Below are 24,719 nucleotides of genomic sequence, written 5' to 3' on the forward strand. Positions count from 1 at the left end.
ATGCTAGTCGATACAGTTAAAGGAATGTATATCAACGGAGAATGGGTCCAGTCAGAAATGGGCTCGATGCTTGACGTTTTAAATCCTGCGACAAGAGAAAAAATTACAGAAATACCTTCCGGAGGAAAGAAAGAAGCAGACGAAGCCATCCGATCAGCAAACGATGCGTTCGAGTCGTGGTCGGAGTTGACGGCAAGGGAACGATCGAACTACCTATACAAAGCTTATCATCTCATGCTTGAACGAAAAGAAAAACTAGCTTCCATATTGACAGAAGAACAGGGTAAACCATTGAAAGAAGCAAGAGGGGAGATTGAATTTGCGGCGAGTTTCTTGCTCTGGTATGCAGAGGAGGCGAATCGGGTCTATGGGGAAATGATCCCTTCCTCGAAAAAGAACAAGCGACTTTGGGTCGTACCGAAGCCGATCGGTGTTGTGGCCGCAATCACCCCATGGAATTTCCCTGCTGCCATGATTACGAGAAAAGTAGGTCCAGCATTGGCTGCAGGATGTACTGTCGTCCTGAAGCCCGCCGAACAGACCCCCCTTAGCGCAATCGAAATCGTGAAAATCTTTGAAGAGGTAGGACTTCCGAAAGGAGTTCTGAATCTTGTCGTCGGAGATCCCGTCGAAATTGGAAAAGAAATCATGGATAGCTCTGATGTACGGCTGGTGACGTTCACGGGCTCGACCGAAGTCGGTAAACTCTTGATGGAAGGAAGTGCTCAAACGGTTAAAAAGCTCGCCCTTGAGCTTGGTGGCCATGCCCCGTTGCTCGTCTTTGAAGATGCTGACTTGGATCTTGCTGTCGACCAGGCGATCGCAAGTAAGTATCGGAATTGCGGTCAAACGTGTATATGTACGAATCGACTTTACGTGCATTCAAATGTAAAGGATCAATTCATCGAAAAGCTTGAAGCAAAAGTACGAGAACTCCGAATCGGAAACGGATCTGATGAATCGGTTGATATAGGACCGCTGATTGATGACAGCGGGTTGAATAAGGTGAAAGACCAAGTGCAAGATGCGGTCTCTAGAGGTGCAGAACTTATGACAGGTGGAAAGCAATGGGATGGACCAGGAGGCTATTTCTTTGAGCCGACGATATTGGCAAACGTAACAGACGATATGAAGATCATGTCGCAGGAGACGTTCGGGCCAGTCGTACCGATCCAAACCTTCGATCGAGATGAAGAGGCGATTGCAGCAGCAAATAATACGAATTATGGCTTAGCTTCTTTCCTCTTTACAAACAACCTTAACAGAGCAATCATGGTCATGGAAAAACTCGATTACGGCATCATCGGTATCAATGATGTATTCCCGGGTACAGCCGAAGCTCCATTTGGTGGGATAAAGGAATCCGGTCTTGGAAAAGAAGGCGGTCACGAAGGAATCAAGGAATATTTAGAAATGAAATATGTATCCCTGGCGGTTTCAGACAAGCTTTGATTAAGGAGTCAAGAGAATGGATTTCCCAAAAATGGTTATGGTGAAACAGCGCTTTCCAGTTGGAAAGATTGAAGACATAAAGGCACATCTCACAGCGGAGCTGGAAACTCAGCTCCCTTCTGTGGAAATAGGGGCTTCGATTGCAATTACTGTAGGAAGCCGCGGGATCTCCAACAGGGTCCACATCGTGAAAACGATTGTCGATCATTTGAAAAAACAAAGTGCAAAACCATTCATCATTGGTGCAATGGGAAGTCACGGTGGGGGCACCCCCGAAGGACAGATGGATGTGTTGCAGAGTCTTGGTTTTACTGAGGAGACAATGGGCTGTCCAGTCCATACTTCTTCAACAGTCGTGGAAGTTGGAGAAACGGAGAGCGGGTTCACACTTTATTGTGATACTCATGCCTGGGAATCTGATGGAATCATCGTGCTGAATCGTGTAAAGCTCCATACCGCATTCCGCGGGCCGAACGAGAGTGGCTTATTGAAAATGATCACCGTCGGACTTGGGAAAGCGAAAGGTGCCAATCAATTACATCGCCAGGGCCCTCCGAACATGTCAAAAACGGTACAAGAAGTTGGGCAAGGAATGATAGAAACGGGAAAAATCCTTGCAGGTATTGCAATTGTCGAAAACAGCTTTGATGAAACAGCGGTTCTTGAGGTCATCGAACCGCAATCGATCCTTGCCAGGGAACGGGAGTTGCTGCTTCAATCGAAGGAATACTTTCCAAGGATTCCGATCGAACAATTGGATATCCTGGTTGTTAAAAAGATGGGGAAGAATTTCAGCGGTACCGGAATGGATACGAATGTTCTCGGGCGGACGAAGATCTTCGGCGTACCTGAACCAGAAACGCCATCTTATAAAAGGATCGGTGTGTTGGATTTGGATGATTCCTCACATGGGAATGCAACAGGAATCGGACTAGCTGACTTTACAACCGAACGATTGTTTCAAAAGCTGGATCGTCAAAAGACGTACTTGAATTGTTTGACGAGTACGTATGTACAACGCGCAATGATTCCAATGGTTTTTAATACCGATCAAGAGCTTGTGAAAACGGCAATTGATAGTTTAGCAGTTGAGGATCCTACCTCATTACGAATTGCAATCATTGAAAATACGTTGGAACTCGAAAGGCTCTACCTTTCTGAAAATCTCTTAGCGGAAGCAGGCGAACAGGTAGAGGTTCTTTCTAGTCCAGAACCAATACCATTTACGAACGACGGGGAATTGGACTATTTCTCAGAAGGTGCAGGTGGTCACAAATGACAAAGTCACAAACTTCATACGGTGATGCAGGTTTCAGCCAGTTCATCCGAATGGCGTTCAGCCGCCATTTAGGGCATGATCGAGAAGATTTTGAAAAACCGGTCATCGGTATTTGTAATACATTCAGTGAAATCAACAGATGCCATAGCCATGTGAAACCGATGGTGGAAGCGATCAAGCGGGGTGTCATCCTTGAAGGAGGGACGCCTCTTGAATTCCCCACGATTTCTATAGGTGAAATGTTCACTAGTCCTACAACAATGCTTTATCGGAATCTCGTTGCGATGGATACTGAAGAAATGATCACAGCTCAACCGATCGACGGGACTGTCATGATCGGCGGTTGCGATAAAATGGCACCTGCCCAATTGATGGGGGCAGCAAGTGCGGACAAGCCAGCCATCCTCTTTACAGGAGGTCCGATGAACAATGGTGAGTATAAAGGAAAGACGCTTGGGGCTTGTTCAGATTGCCGTTTCTTCTGGCAGGAATATAAAGCCGGAACAGTGGACGAAGAAGAAATCAATGCAATCAATGAGAGACTTGCGCCGACTGCTGGTCATTGTATGGTGATGGGTTCAGCCAGTACCATCGCTGCTTGTGCAGAAGCGATGGGGATGATGCTCCCGGGTGGAGCTGCGACTCCTGCAACTGAAAATGAACGTCTAAGATTAGCTCAAGAAACAGGGAGGGCCATCGTCCGTCTTGTAAAAGCAGGGATCCGGCCATCGGACATCATGACGAGGGAAGCATTTGATAATGCAATCAAGACATTGATGGCGGTAGGCGGATCGACGAACGCGGTCATTCATTTGATTGCGATTGCACGAAGGCTTGGCATCGATATAAATCTCGATGATTTTGAAAAGCATAGCCGGACGACGCCGTTCCTTGCCAATATGAGACCTGCTGGCAAGTATCAAATGCAAGATCTTTATTACGCTGGCGGAATCTCTGCCGTATTGAAAGAACTGTCCCCCCTCCTTCACATGGAGGAGCTTACGGTGACCGGAAAGACGTTAAGGGAAAATCTTTCAGATGTTCAGATTGACCAAGAATATCGTGATATTATCCGACCGTTGGAAAAGCCGCTTTATAAAGAAGGAGGTATTGCTGTATTAAAAGGAAACCTCGCACCGGATGGAGCAATCATCAAACCGAAAGCCGCTACAAAGGATTTATTGCAGCATAAAGGGAAGGCTGTGGTATTCACCTCTTTAAAAGATATGGAAGAAAGATTGAATGATTCAGACCTGGACGTTACGCCTGATAGTGTCCTTGTTTTACAAAATGCTGGGCCTGTGGGTGCACCAGGTATGCCGGAAGCAGGGATGATCCCCATTCCTGAAAAACTCTTGAAACAAGGGATAAGGGATATGGTCCGGTTATCTGATTGCCGTATGAGCGGTACAGCTTTCGGGACGGTTCTTCTGCATGTGGCTCCGGAAGCAGCCATTGGCGGTCCAATCGGATTGATTCAGGATGGTGATTGGATCGAACTGGATGTAGAGTCCCGTAAACTTGAGTTATTGGTTTCGGAGGAAGAAATTGAAAGACGGAGAGCGAACTGGAAACCGCCTCATTTTGAGGACTACACAAGGGGGTATCCACTGCTTTACCGTCAGCATGTCCTTCAAGCGGATAAAGGTTGTGATTTCGACTTTTTGTTGCCGAAAGCGGATCAGGAAAAAGGCCGGGAAGAAGCAGTAGCTGTAAGCGAGGCGACGACATGAAAGAAATTGCACTTGCGTTATTGAGTGGCATGGCAGTAGGAGTCATTTTCAAATTGATCCGGCTGCCTATTCCGGCGCCTCCAGTTCTTGCTGGTGTAGCTGGGATTTTTGGAGTCTGGTTAGGTGCTTATGGTGTGACAGTATTGATGGAAAAGCTGACGAATTGAAGGAGGGAAGGAAATGAAGGTTGGATTGATCGGGGGAACCGGATTTTATGATTTATTTGGCTCCTTGGATGAAAGAGTCATTGACACAGAGTTTGGTCAAGTCACCCTTTTCCAGGGTGTGCACGAAGGGAAAGACGTTTATTTTTTGCCGAGGCATGGAACAACACATGGCGTTTTGGCACCATATGTCAATTACAAAGCGAATATGAAGGCCTTGAAATTGGTAGGTGTCGAACGGGTCTTGGCTGTATCTGCTGTCGGATCGATCAACCCTGATATACCAATTGGTGGAGTTTCGCTTTTAGAACAATTTGTTGATATGACAAAAAGAAGAGATCAAACCTATGGCGAATTTTCAGCTGATATGACAGAACCTTTCTGCTTGGAGATGAATGAATCAATAGTTGCAGCTGCAAACGTGTTGGACATCGCTCTCCACAAAGGAGTGACCCTGGTAGGTGTTGACGGACCAATCTATGAAACACGGACTGAACTGCAGCTATTTGGTAAGTGGGGGGTGGATGTCGTAGGAATGACGAATACGACGGAGGCTGCGTTAGCTCGGGAACTTGGACTTTGTTTTTCTGTCATGACATTATCAACGGACATGGCTACAGGGTTTGCAGAGACACCTCCGAATCTCGAAACACACAGAAATGTCGCAGCTCAAAATAAAGAAAAGATGAAAAGGCTTGTATTGCAAGCAATATCCACTATCCACATCAATCCTGAATGCAATTGCACAAAACCTTTTAAGAATGCACTTGTCGCTTCTCGATGAAATGAAGGGGGAATGAAGTAATGATGAAGATCGGCATAATTGGAGGAACCGGCTTTTACAACTTACTCGATGATATGAAGGAAAGTACCGTCAATACGGAATATGGGAGTGTGACGATTTTTCAAGCCATGTATGAAGGGAAAGAGGTCATCTTTCTTCCAAGGCATGGGAAGAATCATGATACCCTTGCTCCGTTTGTCAATTATCGTGCGAACATCCTTGCATTGAAAGAGATGGGGGTGGAACGCATCCTTGCATTCTCAGCAGTCGGTGCGATCAATCCTGAAATCACCGAGGGAAGTTTATCTTTACTGGATCAATTCTTCGATTTTACGACACGTGAGAAGACCTATGGAAAATTCTCCGTCGATATTACTGAACCTTTCTGTCCTGAGTTGAAGGAAACGTACACGAAAGCCGCAGCTGCCATTGACGAACCGCTTCATCAAGGAACCAAGCTGATATGTGTCGACGGGCCGCGGTATGAAACGAAGGCCGAGGTACAGCTATTCGCTTCGTGGGGAATGGATGTCGTAGGAATGACGAATGCCACTGAAGCTTCCCTGGCAAGGGAGCTGGGCATCTGTTATGCGGTGGTCACACTTGCGACCAATATGGCTCCTGGGGTTACTGAAAAGAAACCTTCGTTAAAGGCACATAAAGCAGTAAGCGAAAGTAAAAAAGAAACGGTCAAACAATTGATGTTAGAAGCGATCAAACAAGCTGGGGAAAGAAAAAGCTGTGCTTGTCCTGAAGCATACGAGAAGGCTACACTGGCAAAAGCGTGATCAATGGTTCAAAAAATTCTGATCAAAAATCCGTTCATCATTTCAAATGAACCCTCTTTTGGGACGCGGACTGGTTCCGTTTTCGTTGAAAACCAGCAGATTAGGCACATCCTGAATGAAGATGCCTTTGAAGGATTGAAAAAGCTCGAAGAACAGGCGGATGAAATAATTGATGCTCAAGACATGATCCTGATCCCTGGGATGGTGAACGCACATTATCATTCGTATACCAACATGCTGAAAGGCACTGTGAACAATCTTCCTCTCGAGTTATGGACACTTTATACAGTAGCGTATGGCCATTCACTGGAGGAAGAGGATCTTTATTATGGTGTATTGCTTGGTTGTATTGAAATGATGAAGTCAGGTGTGACAAGCTGTCTGGATCACTTTCCCCATATCAGGCATTCGGATGCTGCATTAAAGGCTTATGAAGAAGCTGGAATGCGTGTGGCATTTGCCCCAATGATGCATGATGTGTCTGATGAGGATTTTTTCAACATCTCCATACCGGCAGAACTGAGAACTTCTGAGAACAAAAGGGTGTCGCCTGCTGAAATGAAGGTGTTTTATCACAAACTCCTTTCAGAATGGCATGGGAAAGAGGGAAGGATCCACATTCAGCTTGGACCGAATGCTCCTCAACGCTGTTCTTCTGACATGCTCAAGGTTTGCAAAGCGTTAAGCGAAAAGGAAGATTTACGGGTCCACATGCATTTACTTGAGACAAGGATGCAACGTAAACAAAGTCAAATTCATTATCCAGAGGGAATGATCGCATCCCTAAATGATGCAGGGCTGCTGAATGAAAAGCTATCTGTCGCTCATGGAGTATGGTTGAATCCGGATGAATTAGAATGGCTGGCAGATCGCCAAGTCTCGCTTGTGCATAACCCTGCAAGTAATCTCTTGCTTGGGAGCGGGATCGCCTCCATACCTGCTTTCCTGAGAATGGGTGGGAATGTTGCACTTGGTACGGATGGTTCTAACTGTGGAACGAACCATAATCTTTTTGAAGCGATGAGACTAGCTGTTCTGATCCAGCGGGTGAATCAACCGTATTCCGAGTGGATGTCAGCAGAAGATGTCTTTCGAATTGCAACAACTTCCGGTGGCAGAATAATAGACAGTCATATTGGTAAAATCGAACAGTTCCACAAAGCGGATATGGTGCTACTAGATCGGGAGAATACGTTCATGACACCATTCAACGATCCTATTTCCCAGCTCGTCCATCAAGAGAGCGGGACTTCTATCCATTCGGTAATGGTGAATGGCAGATGGACTATTAAAAATAAAAAGTTTGTTTCATTGGATGAAAATCGAATTCTTAACGAAGTGCGGAAACGAGCCGAAGGAATGTTCGAAAAATCCACAAAACCGCTTGCGCGTGTTGAAAAATTGAGGCCGTATTTTAAACAGATCTTACCTGAATCCCAAATACCTCGAGAGGAGATCACACATGAATGAGATGCTATTGAAAAAGGAATTGGCCTATGTTTCTCATAAAGTCTATCAACGTGGTTTAACCCAGGCAACAGGAGGAAACATCAGTGTCCGCCTTCCTGACCGTGATGCCATTCTCATCAAACGTTCAGGCGTCAGTCTTGGCGAAGTTTCATCTGAAGACGCACTTGTTTTATCAATGGATGGAGAGGTGCTTGAAGGGGCTGGAACACCATCAAAAGAGTTCCGATTTCATTTAGGAATCTATCATTCTCGTCCTGATGTCAATGCGGTTGTGCATTGCCATCCCAATTATGCAATCGGGTATGCTTGTCTGGGTAGGGATTTGCCGCTTCCGACGGTAACTGCCAGAAAAATCCTTGACCATGTCCCGGTTGCTGGTACAGCCCCTTCAGGTTCTCTGGAATTGGCAGAGAATGTGACGCATGTTTTCCAAACCTATCCTGGAATCAAAGCCTGTTTGATGGAAGAACACGGAATCTGTGCGGTCGGTGATACGCTTGAAAAAGCCTATAATATCGCAACATTGGTGGAAGATACCGCAAAGCAGTCCTTTATCCTTCAACAGTTGAAAAGTAACGTGCCGGAAGCAGTCTCGAATACCTAGGAGAGGGGCGATCAACATGAAGCAGATAGATGATTTGGTCTCGAGTTTTAGAGCTCAAGAGCTTTTATTACCGATTTGGTTTGAAAATGGGAAGGTTCATATCATCGATCAGAAGAAATTACCTTTTACGGAAGAGATCCATTCGATTTCAAAAGTTGAAGAACTTGCTTCCGCTATCAAAGATATGACAATCAGAGGCTCTGGAGCGATTGGCACATGTGGAGTATGGGGGCTCTATCTCGCTGCTCTTCAATCAGGTGGCGACAGGGAAACTGTTTTTCAGGCAGGGACGATGTTGAAAATGACCCGTCCGACTGCTGTGAATCTAATGAAAACGGTCGATGAAATTTTAGAGGCCATCCAAGGCTCTGGAGCAGACCTGATCCAACAGATTGAAATGAAAACCGTCGAAATCCTGGAAAGGCAATTAGCCTTTGAACACCAGTTAGGAGCTCATGGTGCTCAATTGATACATGACGGAGATGCCATCCTGACTCATTGTCACTCAGGTGCTCTAGCAGGATCAGGTTATGGGGGACGAGCGTTATCTGTCATTCGGAAAGCTCATGAGCAAGGGAAGGACATTCATGTATATACGTGTGAAACGCGACCTTATTTACAAGGGGCAAGGATTACAGCGTATGAGTTGAAAAAATTTGGAATCCCACATACGCTCCTCACAGATAACATGTCTGGTCACTGCATGAGTCAGGGGATGATTCAAAAAATCGTCGTCGGATCGGACCGTGTTGCTTCCAATGGTGACCTGGCGAATAAGGTGGGAACATATATGCATGCACTCGCCGCAAAAGCCCATAACATACCATTCTATACTGCTACTTCAAGTCATACGATTGATCACTCGATTGCATCTGGTCAAGAGATCGAGGTAGAATTCCGGGATGCCTCAGAAGTAACGTCTCTCTTTAACCAACCGATCGCTCCAGAAGGGACGCATGCCTTATACCCTTCCTTCGATATCACACCGAATGACTTGATTTCGGGGATCATCACTGAAAAAGGAGTCATGAAAGCCCCTTATCCAACCAGCTTACGAAATGTACGAACAATCAACACGATAAAAGCATAGGGAGGTAGAAGAAATGGTTCAATCAACAATGCTAAAACAAAAAAATGAGAAGCTTGGAGAAAGATTGAGAGAATATGGCACCATGATGGTCGCCTTTTCGGGAGGGGTGGATAGCGCCTTTCTTTTAGCGCGTGCACAACAGGAAGTAGGGGATGAGGTCCTGGCGGTAACAGCTGCATCTGAAACCTTTCCACAAAGGGAATTCGATGCTGCTGTCAATCTAGCAAAAGAATTGGAAGTGCCCTATTTGACGATCGAAATCAAAGAGTTCGAGAATGAAAACTTTGTTTCAAATCCCACTAACCGTTGCTATTTTTGTAGGCAAGGTTTATTTGAACGGCTTACGGAGCTTGCAGAAGAGAAAGGGTATCCATTCATTCTTGATGGGACGAACGCCAGCGATGCAGGTGATTATCGGCCAGGAATGAGGGCCACTCGGGAAAAAGGTGTCCGAAGTCCGCTTAAGGAAGCGGGTCTGACAAAAGAGGACATCCGAACTTTATCCAGAGAAATGGATTTGAAGACTTGGAACAAGCCTTCTTTCGCCTGTCTTTCTTCTAGGATTCCATATGGTACTCGCATCACAGCTAAGAAAATCAACCAGCTTGATGAAGCCGAGAATTACTTATTGAACCTTGGCTTTTATGATGTCCGTGTCCGTCATCATGATCAGATTGCCCGGATTGAAGTGGGGGAAGAGGAGTTTAGTCTTGCTCTTCAACATAAAGATAAAATCGATCAGAAGTTGAAAGAACTTGGATTCATTTATGTGGCACTTGATCTTCAGGGATACCGGACTGGACGCATGAATGATGTATTGAAGGTGAAAGCACAATGAAGGATACTGAGGGTTTACTTCAAAAAGTACAGAACAAGGAAATCAGTATTTCCGAAGCTAAGGGACAATTAGAAGGAGTTAAGGATCTGAAATTTGCTACGCTCGATCTTGGGCGTGAAAAACGGACCGGTTTCCCTGAAGTGGTTTATGGAGAAGGGAAATCGAGCGAGCAGATCCTTCGCATTTTAGAACGTCTTCAACTAACGTCAAAACGCGTGTTAGCCACGAGAGTTGATGTTCAAAAAGCAGAGGAAATTTTATCAATCCTGCCTCACTATAGTTATAACAGTGAGGCGCGTACGTTATATTGGAAGCATGAATCGGAGCATGACTATAATTTTGAAGGATATATCGCAGTTGTATCCGCAGGTACTTCTGATTTACCTGTAGCTGAAGAGGCGGCCATTACTGCTGAAGCAATGGGGTGCAGGGTCAAACGGGTCAATGATGTCGGTGTTGCAGGCATCCACCGTCTTTTCGATCAATTACCTGTGCTTGAGAACGCTTCTGCTATCGTTGTGGTTGCAGGAATGGAAGGTGCTTTGGGTAGTGTAGTTGCCGGTCTTGTGAAGAATCCTGTCATTGCTGTGCCGACGAGTATAGGTTACGGAGCCAATTTTCAAGGGCTGTCCGCGTTATTATCGATGTTGAATGCCTGTGCCCCGGGAATCAGTACGGTCAATATTGATAATGGCTATGGCGGCGGGTATAATGCTGCATTGATCGCTTCTCTGATCAATAGGAAGGAGACGGTCGAATCATGAAGATGTTGTATTTTGATTGCTTTTCAGGCATCAGTGGAGATATGACCATTGGTGCCTTGCTTGATGCAGGTGCTAGCTTTGACTATTTACAATCTGAATTGAAAAAGCTAGAACTTGAAAATGAATACGAATTGCAGCATCAGAAGGTTGTGAAAAACGGTATCTCATCTATTAAATTTGATGTTATCTTACATAATGGGCATGAACATCACCACCATCATGAAGGTCACACGCATTCTCATGAACATAGGCATTATAGTGATATTGCCAGATTGATTCAGAAAGCTGACTATAATGAGCGTGTCACTCACATGTGTCTGAAGGTCTTTGAATTGATTGCTCGTGCTGAAGCGAAGATTCATGACATTTCACTTGAAAAAGTCCACTTTCATGAAGTGGGGGCGGTCGATTCGATCATTGATATCGTCGGTACTGCGATTTTGCTTGATCAGCTCAAAATTGACGAATTTATTAGCGGTCCCATACCGGCTGGAAATGGGATGATCAAAATCGATCATGGAATCTATCCTGTCCCCGCTCCAGCAACAATGGAACTATTAAAAGGCATTCCATTGAAACAGACAACCATTGAAGGAGAGCTTACCACTCCAACAGGGGCTGGAATTATAAAAGCCCTTTGCTCAAACCATTGCAGTCTTCCAGAAATGTCTGTCGAACAAATCGGATATGGGGCGGGATCGAAGACCTTTGATGATCACCCGAATGTTTTACGAGTAATGATTGGGGAAAAGTCCTGAAAATGAAGCATAACGTTTACTAAAGATGATTTCTGAAAGTGGAAAGGATGCGCTCCCCAATGATAAGACCTTACTTGACGACTCTTAGTTTGACACCTGAGAACCAGGAAACCCCGATCAATTTTATAGAGGGAGGACCTGTCGATAATCGGTTATTCTATAGAAGGAATCACTTTTCGTATCCGGGAATCACAAATGTGAACTACTGGTTTCCGGTTAATGGGCTTGTGGCTGACCCAAAGTGGTTTTCACTTCAAGACCTGAGGGGGATGCCATCCAAAACTCTTAAAGTTGTGCTGGAGTGTGCTGGGAACAAACGAAGTCTTTTTGAACCGAAAACACCAGGTGAACAGTGGGGTAAGGGTGCGATCAGCCAGGGATATTGGAAAGGGGTACCTTTAAGGGTGCTTTTGGAACAGGCTGGGGTGATGGGGAATGCTAAAGAAATCGTTGTGCAGGGGCACGACTTTGGTAAAAGAACCGATACCGATTCACTTCATTCTTTTACAAGGAGCTTACCGATTGAAAAAGCGCTCCATCCTGACACCATTGTTGCCTACGAATATAATGGTGAACCTCTTACAGTTAAGCATGGTGCCCCTTTACGCTTGATTGTTCCGCAGTGGTATGCAATGGCCTCTGTAAAATGGATCAGACAAATCCGTGTGAGTGATTCTAGTTTTGAAGGGCCGTTCCAGTCGGCCGATTATGTTTATTACCCGAATAAGGAAAATGACGAAGGAGCCTATCCGGTGACAACTATGAATGTGAATGTGACCATTCAGCAACCGTTGGATATGGATGTGAAGAATACCGGAAAGCACATGATTAAAGGCATTGCCTGGACTGGCGAGGGGAAAATCACCAAAGTGGAAATCAGTACAGACGGGGGTCAAACATGGACAGAAGCTGATCTGATCAAAGAAGCGGATGTTGGCTATGGTTGGACCAATTGGGTTTATGAGTGGGGTGCTCCTGAAAAAGGTGAATTTTCGATACTGGCAAAAGCGACTGACTCCCAAAATCGGACGCAACCCGCTTGGCCTTTTTGGAACCGGAAAGGCTACGGCTATAATGCGATTGAAAAAATCACTGTGAAAATCGAATGAGAAATAATCCAGCTGAGCGTAATTCCGAAAGAAGGGATTGCGTTTTTTATTGCGTTTTTCAATATCTTCGTGCACGTCTGCACGTTCATTAGCTAGAATGAAGTTGCGCTATTTCCTCGAAATTATTAACAGTCACAAGGGAAGCATTTATGTTCTGCCCCGAGTTCGGACAAAGTAACGCTATTCTCGACTGTTGCTGTCTAATTAACATCCTTACGGGACAGCAAACCGCTTTTTCGACTGGCACCTGTCCCGAAAAGCGTCGTTACGAGACAGCGATCCGATTTTTCCTCTGACTCCTGTCCCGAAAGACGCCGTTACGGGACAGCGATCCGCTTTTTTCCTCTGACTCCTGTCTCGAAAGACGTTGTTACGGGACAGCGATCGGCATTTTCCCCTGACTCCTGTCCCGAAAGACATTGTTACGAGACAGCGATCCGATTTTTCCTCTGACTCCTGTCCCGAAAGACATTGTTACGAGACAGTGATCCGCTTTTTCCTCTGACTCCTGTCCCGAAAGACGTCGTTACGGGACAGCGATCGGCATTTTTCCCCTGACTCCTGTCCCGAAAGACATTGTTACGGGACAGTAATCCGCATTTTCCCCTTGACTCTGTCCCGAAAGACGCGATTACGGGACAGCAATTCTCTTTTTTTTCCCCTGGCTCTCCAAAAATCACTGCTTCCAAGTTATCTTGGTTGAAATATTCTGAGTATTATGTATAATTCGATTCAATAGTTTTTTCCTAAAAGTTAAACCATTGGCGCTGAAATCATAACACGAGCGCCATTATGCAAAATCATTATTGGACGGGGAGCGATACATATGAATGTTACGATCACTACAATTTATGATGAACTTCGAGGGTTTTTGGATGATCATCAGGTTTCAACGAATGAAACGATCCTTGAGCAGCACAGTAAGGATGAATCCTATCATACACCGAGTCTACCAGACATTGTCGTCTTTCCAGAAACGCCCGAACAAGTAAGTGCGATCGTCAAGGTGGCTGACAAGTATAACACGCCCATTGTTCCATTTGGAATCGGATCAAGTTTGGAAGGTCATGTGATTCCTTATGATAAAGGAATCTCGATCGATTTTTCCTTGATGAATAAAGTTCTTGAAGTGAGGGAGAAGGATTTCCTCGTCAAAGTCCAGCCGGGTGTCACACGGAACCAGCTCAATAAAGAACTGAAAAAATACGGTCTGTTTTTTACAGTGGACCCTGGTGCTGATGCGACACTTGGTGGTATGGCAGCGACAAATGCAAGTGGTACGACATCAGTAAAATATGGGGTCATGCGTGATCAAGTGCGTAATTTGGAAGTCGTTTTACCTGATGGGGAAATCATGCACACTGGTAATCTAGCGCAAAAGTCGTCGTCCGGCTATAACTTGAACAGTCTTATTGTCGGTTCGGAAGGCACGTTAGGCTGTATTACTGAATTGACGTTACGGGTGTATGGAATACCTGAGCATATTGCAGCCGCCAGGGCAGCGTTTCCGACAGTGGATGATGCGGTTGAAGCTGTCGTCTCCATCTTACAAGCAGGCATCCCGATCGCGCGAGTAGAGCTTGTCGATGAACATTCCATCACCCAAGTGAATCGCTTCAGTGAAACGGATTATAAAGAAAAACCTACATTGTTCTTAGAATTCCATGGTAACGAGCAAGGGCTCAATCATGATATCGAGTTTACAAAAGAGATTGTTGAAGACCATGGATGTAAAGAGGTTCATTTTGAAGAGGATAATGCAGCTCGAAATAAGTTGTGGGAAGCGCGCCACAATCTTGCTTATGCTTATATGCACTTGAACCCTGGGAAAAAACATATGGTCACAGATGTATGTGTGCCGATCACAGAGCTTGCGGGTGCGATCAAATTCGCCCGAAAACGGATTGAAGAGTTAGGTCTTCTTGGTGGGATCCTCGGTCATGTCGGTGACGGGAATTATCATACATCCCTGATGATTGATATGGATGATCCTGAAGAGATGAAAAGAGCTGCGCAGTTCAATGAGGAAATTGTTGAATATGCATTAGAACGTGGCGGTACCTGTACAGGCGAGCATGGAGTCGGGATCGGTAAGATGAAGTACCAGCAACGCGAGCATGGGAAAGCGTTCAGTGTGATGGAAAAGATTAAATTAGCGTTGGATCCTAATGAAATCATGAATCCGAATAAACTTGTGCATTCGAAAAGGAGGAGCCTATGAAACTACTAGAATCAATCAGCAATCTTGCAGGTAAATATTTTGCAGCATGGGTCATTGCTGTTGCACTGATCGCTTATTTTCTACCGACACCATTCCTGGGTTTAGGGAATTATATCACGATCTTATTAGGGGTTGTGATGTTCGGAATGGGATTGACGTTAAAACCGGTTGATTTCAAACTGGTACTTAAAAAGCCGGTTCCGGTCATTATTGGGGTGGCAGCACAATTCATCATCATGCCACTAATCGCCTTAGCACTTGCATTTATCATGAATTTACCGGCGGAATTAGCGGCAGGACTGGTGTTGCTTGGCTCGGTTCCAGGCGGGACAGCTTCGAACGTGATGGTTTATCTGGCAAAGGGGAATCTGGCTTTGTCAGTTGCGATGACCTCCTTATCTACGATGCTGGCACCACTTTTAACCCCAGTGATCCTGTTGGCACTCGCAGGTCAATGGTTACCGGTTGATCCAGTGGCCATGTTCGTATCGATCGTCCAAGTGATCATAGTACCGATTACACTAGGGATCATCATAAGAAGGTTCTTTCCAACCGCTGTTCAAAAAAGTGCATCTGTCATTCCATTGATTTCAGTTATCGCAATCATCGTGATTGTTTCTGCCGTTGTTTCAATGAATGTCGAAAGTATCGCTACTTCTGGACTCTTGATCTTTACAGCAGTATTGATTCATAACTTGCTAGGGTTGACACTCGGTTATATGGCGGCACGGGCGATGAGGCTGGATGAAAGTAAAAGAAGAGCAATTTCGATTGAGGTAGGGATGCAGAACTCAGGCCTCGGCGTTGCACTCGCGACGGCTCACTTCGGACCGCTTGCAGCACTGCCTAATGTCATCGCTGCGGTTTGGCACAATATCTCAGGGCCGATCCTTGCCACATTCTGGTCCAAGAAACCAGTTGAGCAGGATGGAGAAATAGATTCTACTACCGGCATTAAAAAACGCGTTCAAAACACTGGAAGTTGAAATTATCAGGCCAATTTTTTTACAAAACAAAACTGAAATTAAACCTGACATTCACTCAATAAAAAGAACCCAGGAGCATTTACCGATTCTTTTTTACTATAAAAGACTGGTTATTTAAGAGTTTCTTCATGCGAAGAAACTCTTATTTTTTGTTTTTATACAAAAGTATCATAGCGATTGGAAAACAGGTCAGGTATGATAAATGAATATAATGAAAATTCAGTATATTTGTCGATAGTCAAACGATCTAAGGGGTGAGGATATGTCGATTAATCGTGGACGTTTACAGAATCATCTTAACCAGCTAGCTGAAATAGGGAAAATCGGTGAGACAGGTGTATGTCGCCTGGCTCATTCCAAAGAAGACAGACAAGCTGTCGACGTTGTCCGACAATGGATGGAAGAAGCGGGATTGACGGCTAGGATTGATGGGTTCGGCAACTTGATCGGTCGTCTGGAAGGACAGGATAAGGACAAACCGATATTGATATTAGGCTCTCATATTGATACGCAGCCTTATGGCGGCCGTTTTGATGGCACTGCTGGTTCGCTCGGTGCAATTGAAGTCGTACATACGATGAAAGATAACGGGATTGTCCCTGAGCGTACCATTGAGGTTATTTGTTTCTCCGATGAAGAGGGGTGTCGTTTCAACAAAGGAGTCTTTGGCGTTCGGGCATTGACTGGATTATTGGAGGAAGGCGAGCTTGAACGGAAAGATCAGTACGGGATGACTAGACGGGAAGCGTTGAACGAATTCGGCGTCGAACCAGACCTGACTGCAAGCCCTGTCTACAAGGAAGGGGACATTGAGGCTTTCTTGGAGCTGCATATCGAGCAGGGACCTGTTCTCGAAGCACAGGAGAAACCAGTCGGCATCGTCTCGGGGATCTCCGGACCGATTTGGTTGTCGGTGACACTTGAAGGGTTTGCAGGTCATGCTGGATCTGTGCCTATGAATTTAAGGCAAGATGCATTAGTCGGTGCTTCTGAAATCATCCGTCAATTCAACGATCTGGTCAGAGAAGAAGGGACGGAGACAACAGTCGGAACTGTCGGGAATTTGAACGTATTCCCGAATTCGAGAAATATCATTCCAGAAAAAGTGGCGTTTACGATCGATCTTCGTGACATTGATCTTGAAAGGCGCACGAAACTTGAAAACCAACTCTATCAAATCATTGAAAAAACAGCTTCCGAGAAAAACCTGAAAGTCGAAATCAACGAAGATACCAGAAGTGAACCGAGATATTGTGCTGATTGGATAAAAACGATCATGAAAGAGGAAGATGCGAAACTTGGATTTGACTCACCTGTATTGATGAGTGGTCCATTCCATGATGCGTTATTCATGTCCTACATCAGCGATTACGGAATGATTTTTGTCCGATGTGAAAAGGGCATCAGTCATAACCCATTGGAGTTCGCAGAAATGGACGACATTGAAAAAGGGGTCAATTTGTTGTATCAGACAGCTTTACGTATCTTACAGTCCTAACGTTCAGGGAGTGATTTTTTTGAAAGCGACCAAAGCATTTTTTAATGGCGAAGTGATTACGGTAGATGCTCAATTTTCTGTGTATGAGGCAGTAGCGGTATATGAAAATCATATCCTCTCTGTCGGCACAAATGAAAAGATCCTGGCGATCACAGATGAAAACACGGAAATCATTGACCTTGGTGGTCGAAGCCTGTTGCCTGGTTTCATCGATGCTCATGCGCATCTAGAACTTTATGGCACCAACAGATTAGGTGTGAATGGAAAAGATGTGAAGGATATAAAGGAGCTCCAGGCCCGACTGAAGAATGCAGCCGAATCGACTCCGATTGGGGAATGGATACGCGGTTGGGGATATAATCAGAACAATTTGGCTGAAGGGAGACATTTAACGCGCTGGGACCTTGATGAGGTTTCTACTGAACATCCGATTATTGTTGTAAGAACATGCGGCCATATCTCGTGTGTTAATTCAAGAGCCCTTGAACTGGCTGGTATTGATGCCGGAAAGGAAGATCCTCCAGGTGGAAAGTACGTCAGGGAAAACGGGGAATTGACTGGACTTTTGTTAGAAGCTGCTCACATGAATATGTTCCTGTTGGCCAACTACTCGGAAACGGAAATTTTGAAGGGGTTGGAGCTTGCTTCTCAAGACTATCTGGCAGCTGGAATAACAAGCGTTCATGATGCAGGTGGGTACGGACCGGATCATATCCGTTATCTTCAGAATGCCGTTCAATTGAAAAAAGTGAAACAGCGTGTCTATGCGCTGTATGGTTCACTAAAAGACTCCCCGGAAATGGTGGAAAAAGGGTTGGCAAGCGGTATGGTGACAGGACTTGGTGATGAGTGGTTCAGGATCGGTCCTGCAAAAGTTTTCATAGACGGAAGCAGCAGTGGTCCGACTGCGAAAACGCGGGAACCTTATACAAGTGATCCTGAAGATTCTGGAATTTTATATTTGAACCAACTTGATTTAAATACCATTCTGGGTAATGCGAGTGAAAAGGGCTGGCAAATCACTGCGCATGCAATCGGAGATCAAGCGGTGGAAATGATGGTGGAAGCGATCGATACTGCACTTGAAAATCACCCCAACTCTGACCACAGGCACAGGATTGAACACGCAGGAATGACACCTCCAGATCTAGTGGAAAAGATGAAAACATTAGAAATTGTCCCGATTCCGAATCCTGCGTTCGTTTATGAATTCGGGGATGGTTATTTGAAAGATTATGGTGAACGCGTCCATACGATGTTTCCACTAAAAAGCTTTGTCGAGAACAAAATTCCGTTTGCAATCGGTTCCGATAGTCCAATCACGACCTTCAACCCGCTATATGGTATACATGCAGCTGTCAATCGTCAAAGCAAAACCGGTAATCCAGTCGGTGATACCGAGAAGATAACTGTACAAGAAGCGATAAAAGCCTATACATGGTATGGCGCATTTGCCAGTTATGAAGATCACATCAAAGGCAGCATCGAAGTAGGGAAGCTCGCTGACTTTGTCGTTCTGAATGAATCCATATTGGAATGTAAAGCGGACCGATTGAAAGATTTGAAAGTCGACATGACAGTACTTGATGGAGAAATTCTTGTTTTTAAATCACCGAAGGAGGCTGTTCAATGACGAAAAGGAAATTCACTACAATCTACTTTCTTTCTTTGCTCGTGCCTATGCTTTTATTGCTTTTCCCGTTGTTTTCATTAGGAAACCGGGCGACGCCAATGGTGATGGGGCTTCCTTTCTCCGTATTCTGGGTGATTTTGTGGATCATCATCGCTTTCTTGATCGTACTCCTTTTATATAGGATCGACCCAGATAAAGATGAAAAGGGGGGGAACTAAATGGCAGACTGGCAAATTGCAATGATCATGATGATCGGTTATTTATTCATTGCACTGGTGATCGGTGTGATGGCTGGAAGAGGTCAAGACAAAGGATCATTAAATGAGTTTGCAGTAGCAGGAGGCAAACTCGGCCTCATCGTCATGTGGTTCCTTATGGGAGGCGCGGTTTTCAGTGCCTTTTCATTCCTTGGTGCACCTGGCTGGGCGTACTCTAAAGGTGCTCCTGCACTTTATATTCTGACTTATACCGCCTTCGCCATCCTTCCGTGGTATATCATCGGCCCGAAAATCGGGAAGATCGGAAGGAAATATAGTATTTATACCGTTTCTGGTTTTTTGAAAAAAAGGTACGGGGGCAGAGTGCTTCCGGTTTTGATCGGATTGATTGCGCTTCTAGCTTCAATCCAGTATCTAGCCACCCAGATGAAAGGGATGGCTTATATTTTCAACATCATGACGGAAGGCCGGATCCCGTTTTGGCTTGGATCCTTATTGTCATATGGAATTGTGGTAGTCTATGTGGCAACCGGTGGGTTAAGGGCTGCCGCCTGGTCAGATGTTTTCCAGGGATTGTTGATGATCATCATTTCATGGGTGGTTGGACTTGCTATCGTCAGACAACTGCACAGCAGTGTTTCAGGAATGTTTTCGAATATCAATGAATCGAATCCTGGTTTTCTTGAAATCGGAAATGCGGGTTCCACTATGTCACCTATGGCTTATACGACGACAATCCTCGTCTCTTTGCTCGGCTTTTTGATGTGGCCCCATCTTTTTTCGAAATCCTATGCTTCAAACGCGCGTACAATCAAGAAAACGGTTTTGATCTATCCGATATTTGCATTGTTTCTGATTCCGCTTCTGTTGGTTGGCTTCGCTGCTGTCAATATGGTCAATCCATCAGAATTGGGTTCACCTGATGAAATCCTCCCTTATTTAATTACGACAGTACTTAGTCTACCGGGATGGGTTTATGGGCTTGTCGGTGCCGGTGCTTTGGCTGCTGCCATGTCAACTGCTGATGCGATCACGCATAGTGCTTCGCTTGAGTTTACAGACGGCGTCATCAAGAATGTGAAAAAGGATATATCTGATAAAAGTACATTGCTGATCATGCGAACCGGAGTATTCGTCATCGGTGCACTTGCATACTTCATCACCGTATTCGGCGGACAAGGCCTGATCGCATTGCTTCTGGGAGCTTATGGCTCTATCGTACAGTTTGCTCCAGGTGTATACGGGGCGTTGTATTCGAAACGTGCTACAGCACCAGCCATCATTACTGGTTTGATCGTAGGTACCGTCGTCAACTATTATTATCAGCTTGTAGCGCCAACAACTCCATTGGATATCCATGCTGGAATACTAGGGTTGATTTGTAACGTCATCATCGTCATCACCGTCAGTGCACTGACACAGGTGAAAGACGTCAAGATTGCTGAAGACTATCGGAGAATTGGATAAGTTATTCAAAACCATTTTTGATGTTTTAGAGATAATCCTGGAGTTGTAGAAATAATTAACAGTGAAAACGCAATAAATCTTAAAAATAAACAAAATTGAAGAGGCTGGGACAAAACTATAACTGCCAACAGAAAAGACGAACAATAAAATAGAATGATAGACGAAAAGCGTAGGCAACATCCGTAGACTCCTGCGGGAACAGCACGAGTCGAAGACCCCGCAAGAAAGCGATTTGTGCTTTCTGAGAAGGCTGAGGCCGTGCCCGTGGAAAGCGAAGGATGTTGACGAAGCGGAACCTTCATTTATTACCACTGAAGAAAACCCGGACAAATTGTTCGGGTTTTCTATTGAACAAAGTTCATTTGTCCCAGCCTCTTTGTCCTTTTTTTTGCCCAGAATGAATTCCTCGTTCGAAAATGCTAAAATACATCGTAGAAAGCAGTTTTCCATAGAAAAGGTGTTCTATATGAAAAAATATGTTGTAGTGGGGGCAGGGATCTTAGGTGCTTCGACGGCTTACCATCTGGCGAAGGCTGGAGCAGAAGTGATTGTGGTTGATCGCAAAGATCAAGGACAAGCGACGGAAGCGGCCGCAGGGATCGTCTGTCCATGGCTTTCACAGCGTCGGAATAAAGCGTGGTACCGTCTGGTCAAAGGAGGTGCAAGGTATTACCCTGCACTGATCAAGGACCTTGAAGCTGAGGGTGAGACCGATACGGGATATAGCCGTGTTGGGGCAATCAGTCTACATACGGATGAGAAAAAATTAGATAAGATGGTCGAACGGGCATTGAAACGCAAGGAGGATGCTCCTGAAATCGGGGAAGTCACCCGGTTGACTCCTTCTCATACGAAGGGACTTTTTCCACTGTTATCTGAGGAATATGCATCGGTCCATGTCAGTGGTGCAGCACGTGTAAATGGAGGCGCCTTAAGGAAGGCACTGATCCAGGCGGCTGAAAAAAACGGGGCGACCACATTAGACGGAGATGCGGAACTTATTCATGAAGGGAACAGGGTAACTGGCGTAAAAGTGATTAGCGGAATGATTGATGCTGATCAAGTGATCCTCACGACTGGTGCATGGTCGAAGGAACTTCTACAACCATTGGGGTGGGAATTCGAACTCTACTCGCAAAGAGCTCAGATCATGCATCTTGAAATCCCGGATACCCATACGAGTGGATGGCCCGTTGTTATGCCTCCCAATAACCAATACCTTCTCAGTTTTGACGATGGAAGAATCGTGGTAGGAGCAACACATGAAGATGAGGTCGGCTTTGATCATCGTGTAACCGCTGGGGGAATCCGAGAGATCTTGGATAAAGCGCTCGATGTAGCACCGGGGTTGAACGATAGTACTATCCTTGAAATGAGAGTCGGCTTCCGTCCGTTCACCCCAGGATTTCTGCCAATCATCGGTCCAGTGCCAAAAGTAGAAGGCTTGTTGCTTGCCAATGGCCTCGGCGCATCTGGTCTTACAAGCGGTCCTTATTTAGGTTCGGAACTTGCTAAACTGGCTCTTGGAGAAAAGCTTGAGCTTAATCTTGATGACTACGATGTAGCTGGTGCTTTGTCCGAGCTGCAATAAGTGATAATAAGAAAGGCTGGTTTCGCAAACTTTGTTGCTCTTGCACTTAAAGAAAGTATAAAATACTTTCTTCAGTATAAGGGCAACTAAGGTTCACCTACAAAAGGCTTGGTCTCGCCAAGTTTTCTTTAAAAGTCGTTGATTTCCGCTCCAGGATGCTCGCTTTCCGCGGGGCGTGCGGTGAGCCTACTCGTCGCTTTGCGACCTTTTTCAAGGAGCATTTGTGCTCCTGCGTCTACAAGAAAGTCCTGTCGAAGCGAGCTTCCTCGTCGCATGCCTTGCGAGGAGATTATTCAGGTAGTAGGCACGCTGATCCCGCTGGAGTCTCGCACCTTGCTCTCCAAACAACTTGAACAAGGTGAGTTTTTATAAATGACTCAAAAGCAACAATCTTTCAGAATACAGCATAAGAAAAGATGGCCCTAGATCATATCTAAAGCCATCTTTTTTGCTTGTTCATACACTCTTTTGAATGGGATTCCATTTTTATCAGCCAGAAGTCTGCAGTCCTCAAATTCCGGTGAAACCTGGATGACTTTGTTCTTATGAATCCCTAGTTTTATAGAGACAGCACCCCACTCAGTTTCCACATTAATGACCTTTCTTCCTAATCGGTGACATGAGACAGGATAAGAACGGACACCCAGGCTTGATGTTTCCTCAAATAGCAATGATTCTAGTTTTTCTGTTTGATCAGAAGAAGCAAGGACAGACAGTTTGTAGGAAGGTCGATTCTTTTTCATTATGATCGGTGTGAAGTAAACATCACTAGCCCCATTATTTAGAAGGACTTCTAACGTATAGCCCATCATTTCCCCGGTACAATCATCGATATTGGTTTCCAACATGATCATCTGCTCATCAACATGTTCTTTACGATGTGCAGGGTCCTTTTCACTGACTACAAAAAGTGTGGTCAATTGATTACCGCAACTTCCTTGATAACTCTTTTCAAATAACATTGGCTCCTGTGAAACTGTGACATAGTCAGCGAGAAAGAAAGAGGCAGGATTGGATAAGGACGCCTCTTTTACAAGGGTACAGGGAAGGGATATTAATCGATGTGTATGCTCAGGATTTTGTAGATCCCTTTTGGTTATATCGAGCGTTTCGACCAATTCAATCGTTATATTACAGGTTTCCATCAACGATGTTACACACCGATAAGCGTGCAATTCTTTTTGGTCGATGTCAGGGTTATCGGTAAGTCCAGGAACCTGATCTTTCTCCTCTGGATTTCCGTTTTCCATCCATCCACCACACGCTTTTGAATACTCCTGTACATATGGAATCATCAATAATGCTTCATAAACGCTTTGCATCATCAAACCATTGCTGACAAGCATTTTTAATCTCATCTTAAACCACCTGAAGTTAGTTGTTAGTTATAGTTTAACACTTTTCTACATCTTTGGGTGTAGAGCGGTCTTAGACTTTCCATCGGTCCATTTAGGTAGGAAAAGTTCAATCTCGGTTCTGACGAAAAGAAACGATTTCTTCAATAAACTAAAACTAAGAAATCAAACACTTAAGGAGTTGCTTATAAATGAAGGAAAAACAGGTCGTCATGATTACCGGGGCATCTAAAGGGCTAGGAAGAGCAGTCGCGAGAGCATTTGCGAAAAATGGAGCGAATCTTGCAATTTGTGCTCGTGGTGAAGTGAAACTGGATGAAGCGGCAAGAGAACTCGAGGCATTAGGGGCTGAGGTCCTTGCAGTAACTGCTGACTCATCCGATCCAAGAGATATCGAGCGTTTCGTTTCGCTGACAGAATCGAATTTCGGAAAAATTGATGTGCTCATCAACAACGCGTCCAGACTTGGACCAAGTCCGATGCCGTATTTAGCAGATTATCCTGGGGACGATTTTCTGGATGTCTTGCGTGTCAATGCAGAAGGTCCTTTCAGACTTACGAAACGCGTTTTGCCAGGTATGCTGCAACGAGATTCTGGTTCGATCATCAACGTTACCTCTGAAGCGGGGAATGTTGGTTATGCAGGCTGGGGAGCGTATGGAGTTTCCAAGTTTGCATTGGAAGGATTGACCGAAATTTGGGCGGATGAATTGGAAGAGACCGGTGTCCGAATCAATATGGTCGACCCGGGTGAGATGAATACGGAAATGCACGACCTTGCTGTTCCGGATTGTGATTATGAGCTTGCAGAACCAGAAGATTTGACAGATGTCTTTCTTTATCTCGCATCTGATGCATCACAGCACGAAAATGGAAAACGGCTAGAAGCGCAAAGCTTTGTGGTAGGGAAGAGGTGA

General features: G+C 45.1%; 22 protein-coding genes. 21 read left to right on the top strand and 1 reads right to left on the bottom strand.

Annotated elements, in window-relative coordinates; genetic code table 11:
* The 20 genes from N8M93_RS07150 to N8M93_RS07245 all read left to right on the top strand — a co-directional run bounded on the left by N8M93_RS07150 (nucleotide 1) and on the right by N8M93_RS07245 (nucleotide 22,447).
* Nucleotides 1–1,452, top strand: a complete 1,452-nt coding sequence (locus tag N8M93_RS07150) for an NAD-dependent succinate-semialdehyde dehydrogenase (RefSeq protein ID WP_261130597.1) — start codon at nucleotides 1–3, stop codon at nucleotides 1,450–1,452.
* A gap of 16 nt (nucleotides 1,453–1,468) precedes the next feature.
* Entirely contained in the window at nucleotides 1,469–2,731 is a 1,263-nt protein-coding gene (locus tag N8M93_RS07155; RefSeq protein WP_261130598.1) for a DUF362 domain-containing protein, read from the top strand.
* Nucleotides 2,728–4,464 carry an IlvD/Edd family dehydratase gene (locus N8M93_RS07160; RefSeq protein WP_261130599.1) on the top strand — a complete coding sequence of 579 codons (1,737 nt, stop codon included), beginning with the start codon at nucleotides 2,728–2,730 and terminating at the stop codon, nucleotides 4,462–4,464. Before N8M93_RS07155 ends, N8M93_RS07160 begins: the two co-directional genes overlap by 4 nt.
* Nucleotides 4,461–4,631 carry a XapX domain-containing protein gene (locus N8M93_RS07165; RefSeq protein WP_261130600.1) on the top strand — a complete coding sequence of 57 codons (171 nt, stop codon included), beginning with the start codon at nucleotides 4,461–4,463 and terminating at the stop codon, nucleotides 4,629–4,631. The genes N8M93_RS07160 and N8M93_RS07165 overlap by 4 nt, the downstream gene beginning before the upstream one ends.
* A 13-nt stretch (nucleotides 4,632–4,644) precedes the next feature.
* Nucleotides 4,645–5,412, top strand: a complete 768-nt coding sequence (locus N8M93_RS07170) for an MTAP family purine nucleoside phosphorylase (protein WP_261130601.1) — start codon at nucleotides 4,645–4,647, stop codon at nucleotides 5,410–5,412.
* Between the two features lie 20 nt (nucleotides 5,413–5,432).
* The gene (locus N8M93_RS07175; RefSeq protein WP_261130602.1) at nucleotides 5,433–6,200 is read left to right on the top strand and encodes an MTAP family purine nucleoside phosphorylase; all 768 of its coding nucleotides are present in this window, start codon (nucleotides 5,433–5,435) and stop codon (nucleotides 6,198–6,200) included.
* 3 nt (nucleotides 6,201–6,203) lie between these two features.
* Complete coding sequence (locus tag N8M93_RS07180; protein ID WP_261130603.1) at nucleotides 6,204–7,670, top strand: amidohydrolase; 1,467 nt, start codon at nucleotides 6,204–6,206, stop codon at nucleotides 7,668–7,670.
* Nucleotides 7,663–8,274, top strand: a complete 612-nt coding sequence (locus N8M93_RS07185; RefSeq protein ID WP_261130604.1) for a class II aldolase/adducin family protein — start codon at nucleotides 7,663–7,665, stop codon at nucleotides 8,272–8,274. Before N8M93_RS07180 ends, N8M93_RS07185 begins: the two co-directional genes overlap by 8 nt.
* A 16-nt stretch (nucleotides 8,275–8,290) precedes the next feature.
* Nucleotides 8,291–9,364, top strand: coding sequence for an S-methyl-5-thioribose-1-phosphate isomerase (gene mtnA / locus N8M93_RS07190; RefSeq protein WP_261130605.1), 1,074 nt, complete (start codon nucleotides 8,291–8,293; stop codon nucleotides 9,362–9,364).
* Between the two features lie 13 nt (nucleotides 9,365–9,377).
* Nucleotides 9,378–10,202, top strand: coding sequence for an ATP-dependent sacrificial sulfur transferase LarE (gene larE / locus N8M93_RS07195; protein ID WP_261130606.1), 825 nt, complete (start codon nucleotides 9,378–9,380; stop codon nucleotides 10,200–10,202).
* Nucleotides 10,199–10,966: a nickel pincer cofactor biosynthesis protein LarB gene (gene larB / locus N8M93_RS07200; RefSeq protein WP_261130607.1), complete on the top strand. Its 768-nt coding sequence runs from the start codon at nucleotides 10,199–10,201 to the stop codon at nucleotides 10,964–10,966. The genes larE and larB overlap by 4 nt, the downstream gene beginning before the upstream one ends.
* Complete coding sequence (gene larC, locus N8M93_RS07205) at nucleotides 10,963–11,724, top strand: nickel pincer cofactor biosynthesis protein LarC (RefSeq protein ID WP_261130609.1); 762 nt, start codon at nucleotides 10,963–10,965, stop codon at nucleotides 11,722–11,724. Before larB ends, larC begins: the two co-directional genes overlap by 4 nt.
* A 59-nt stretch (nucleotides 11,725–11,783) precedes the next feature.
* On the top strand, nucleotides 11,784–12,833 hold the full coding sequence (locus N8M93_RS07210) for a sulfite oxidase (RefSeq protein WP_261130610.1): 1,050 nt from the start codon (nucleotides 11,784–11,786) through the stop codon (nucleotides 12,831–12,833).
* An 826-nt stretch (nucleotides 12,834–13,659) separates the two neighbouring features.
* Nucleotides 13,660–15,054 (top strand): FAD-binding oxidoreductase, encoded by a 1,395-nt coding sequence (locus N8M93_RS07215; protein WP_261130611.1) that lies wholly within the window; start codon nucleotides 13,660–13,662, stop codon nucleotides 15,052–15,054.
* Nucleotides 15,051–16,040 carry a bile acid:sodium symporter family protein gene (locus N8M93_RS07220; protein ID WP_261130612.1) on the top strand — a complete coding sequence of 330 codons (990 nt, stop codon included), beginning with the start codon at nucleotides 15,051–15,053 and terminating at the stop codon, nucleotides 16,038–16,040. Before N8M93_RS07215 ends, N8M93_RS07220 begins: the two co-directional genes overlap by 4 nt.
* Nucleotides 16,041–16,302: 262 nt before the next feature.
* Nucleotides 16,303–17,538, top strand: coding sequence for a M20 family metallo-hydrolase (locus N8M93_RS07225; RefSeq protein ID WP_261130613.1), 1,236 nt, complete (start codon nucleotides 16,303–16,305; stop codon nucleotides 17,536–17,538).
* Nucleotides 17,539–17,557: 19 nt separating this feature from the next.
* A complete protein-coding gene (locus N8M93_RS07230; RefSeq protein WP_261130614.1) occupies nucleotides 17,558–19,171 on the top strand; it encodes an amidohydrolase in 1,614 nt (537 codons plus the stop codon).
* A complete protein-coding gene (locus N8M93_RS07235) occupies nucleotides 19,168–19,389 on the top strand; it encodes a DUF3311 domain-containing protein (RefSeq protein WP_261130615.1) in 222 nt (73 codons plus the stop codon). Before N8M93_RS07230 ends, N8M93_RS07235 begins: the two co-directional genes overlap by 4 nt.
* Nucleotides 19,390–20,856, top strand: coding sequence for a sodium:solute symporter (locus N8M93_RS07240; RefSeq protein WP_261130616.1), 1,467 nt, complete (start codon nucleotides 19,390–19,392; stop codon nucleotides 20,854–20,856).
* A gap of 466 nt (nucleotides 20,857–21,322) precedes the next feature.
* Nucleotides 21,323–22,447 (top strand): FAD-binding oxidoreductase, encoded by a 1,125-nt coding sequence (locus N8M93_RS07245; protein WP_261130617.1) that lies wholly within the window; start codon nucleotides 21,323–21,325, stop codon nucleotides 22,445–22,447.
* 422 nt (nucleotides 22,448–22,869) lie between these two features.
* Here the strand turns inward: N8M93_RS07245 and N8M93_RS07250 are convergent, their stop codons facing one another.
* Nucleotides 22,870–23,805 (bottom strand): LarC family nickel insertion protein, encoded by a 936-nt coding sequence (locus N8M93_RS07250; RefSeq protein ID WP_261130618.1) that lies wholly within the window; start codon nucleotides 23,803–23,805, stop codon nucleotides 22,870–22,872.
* A 188-nt stretch (nucleotides 23,806–23,993) separates the two neighbouring features.
* Here N8M93_RS07250 and N8M93_RS07255 point away from each other — a divergent pair, with 188 nt between their 5' ends.
* Entirely contained in the window at nucleotides 23,994–24,719 is a 726-nt protein-coding gene (locus N8M93_RS07255) for an SDR family NAD(P)-dependent oxidoreductase (RefSeq protein WP_261130619.1), read from the top strand.

It is taken from the genome of Bacillus sp. Marseille-Q3570 (assembly GCF_946151055.1).
Taxonomy (GTDB): Bacteria; Bacillota; Bacilli; order Bacillales; family Fictibacillaceae; genus Pseudalkalibacillus.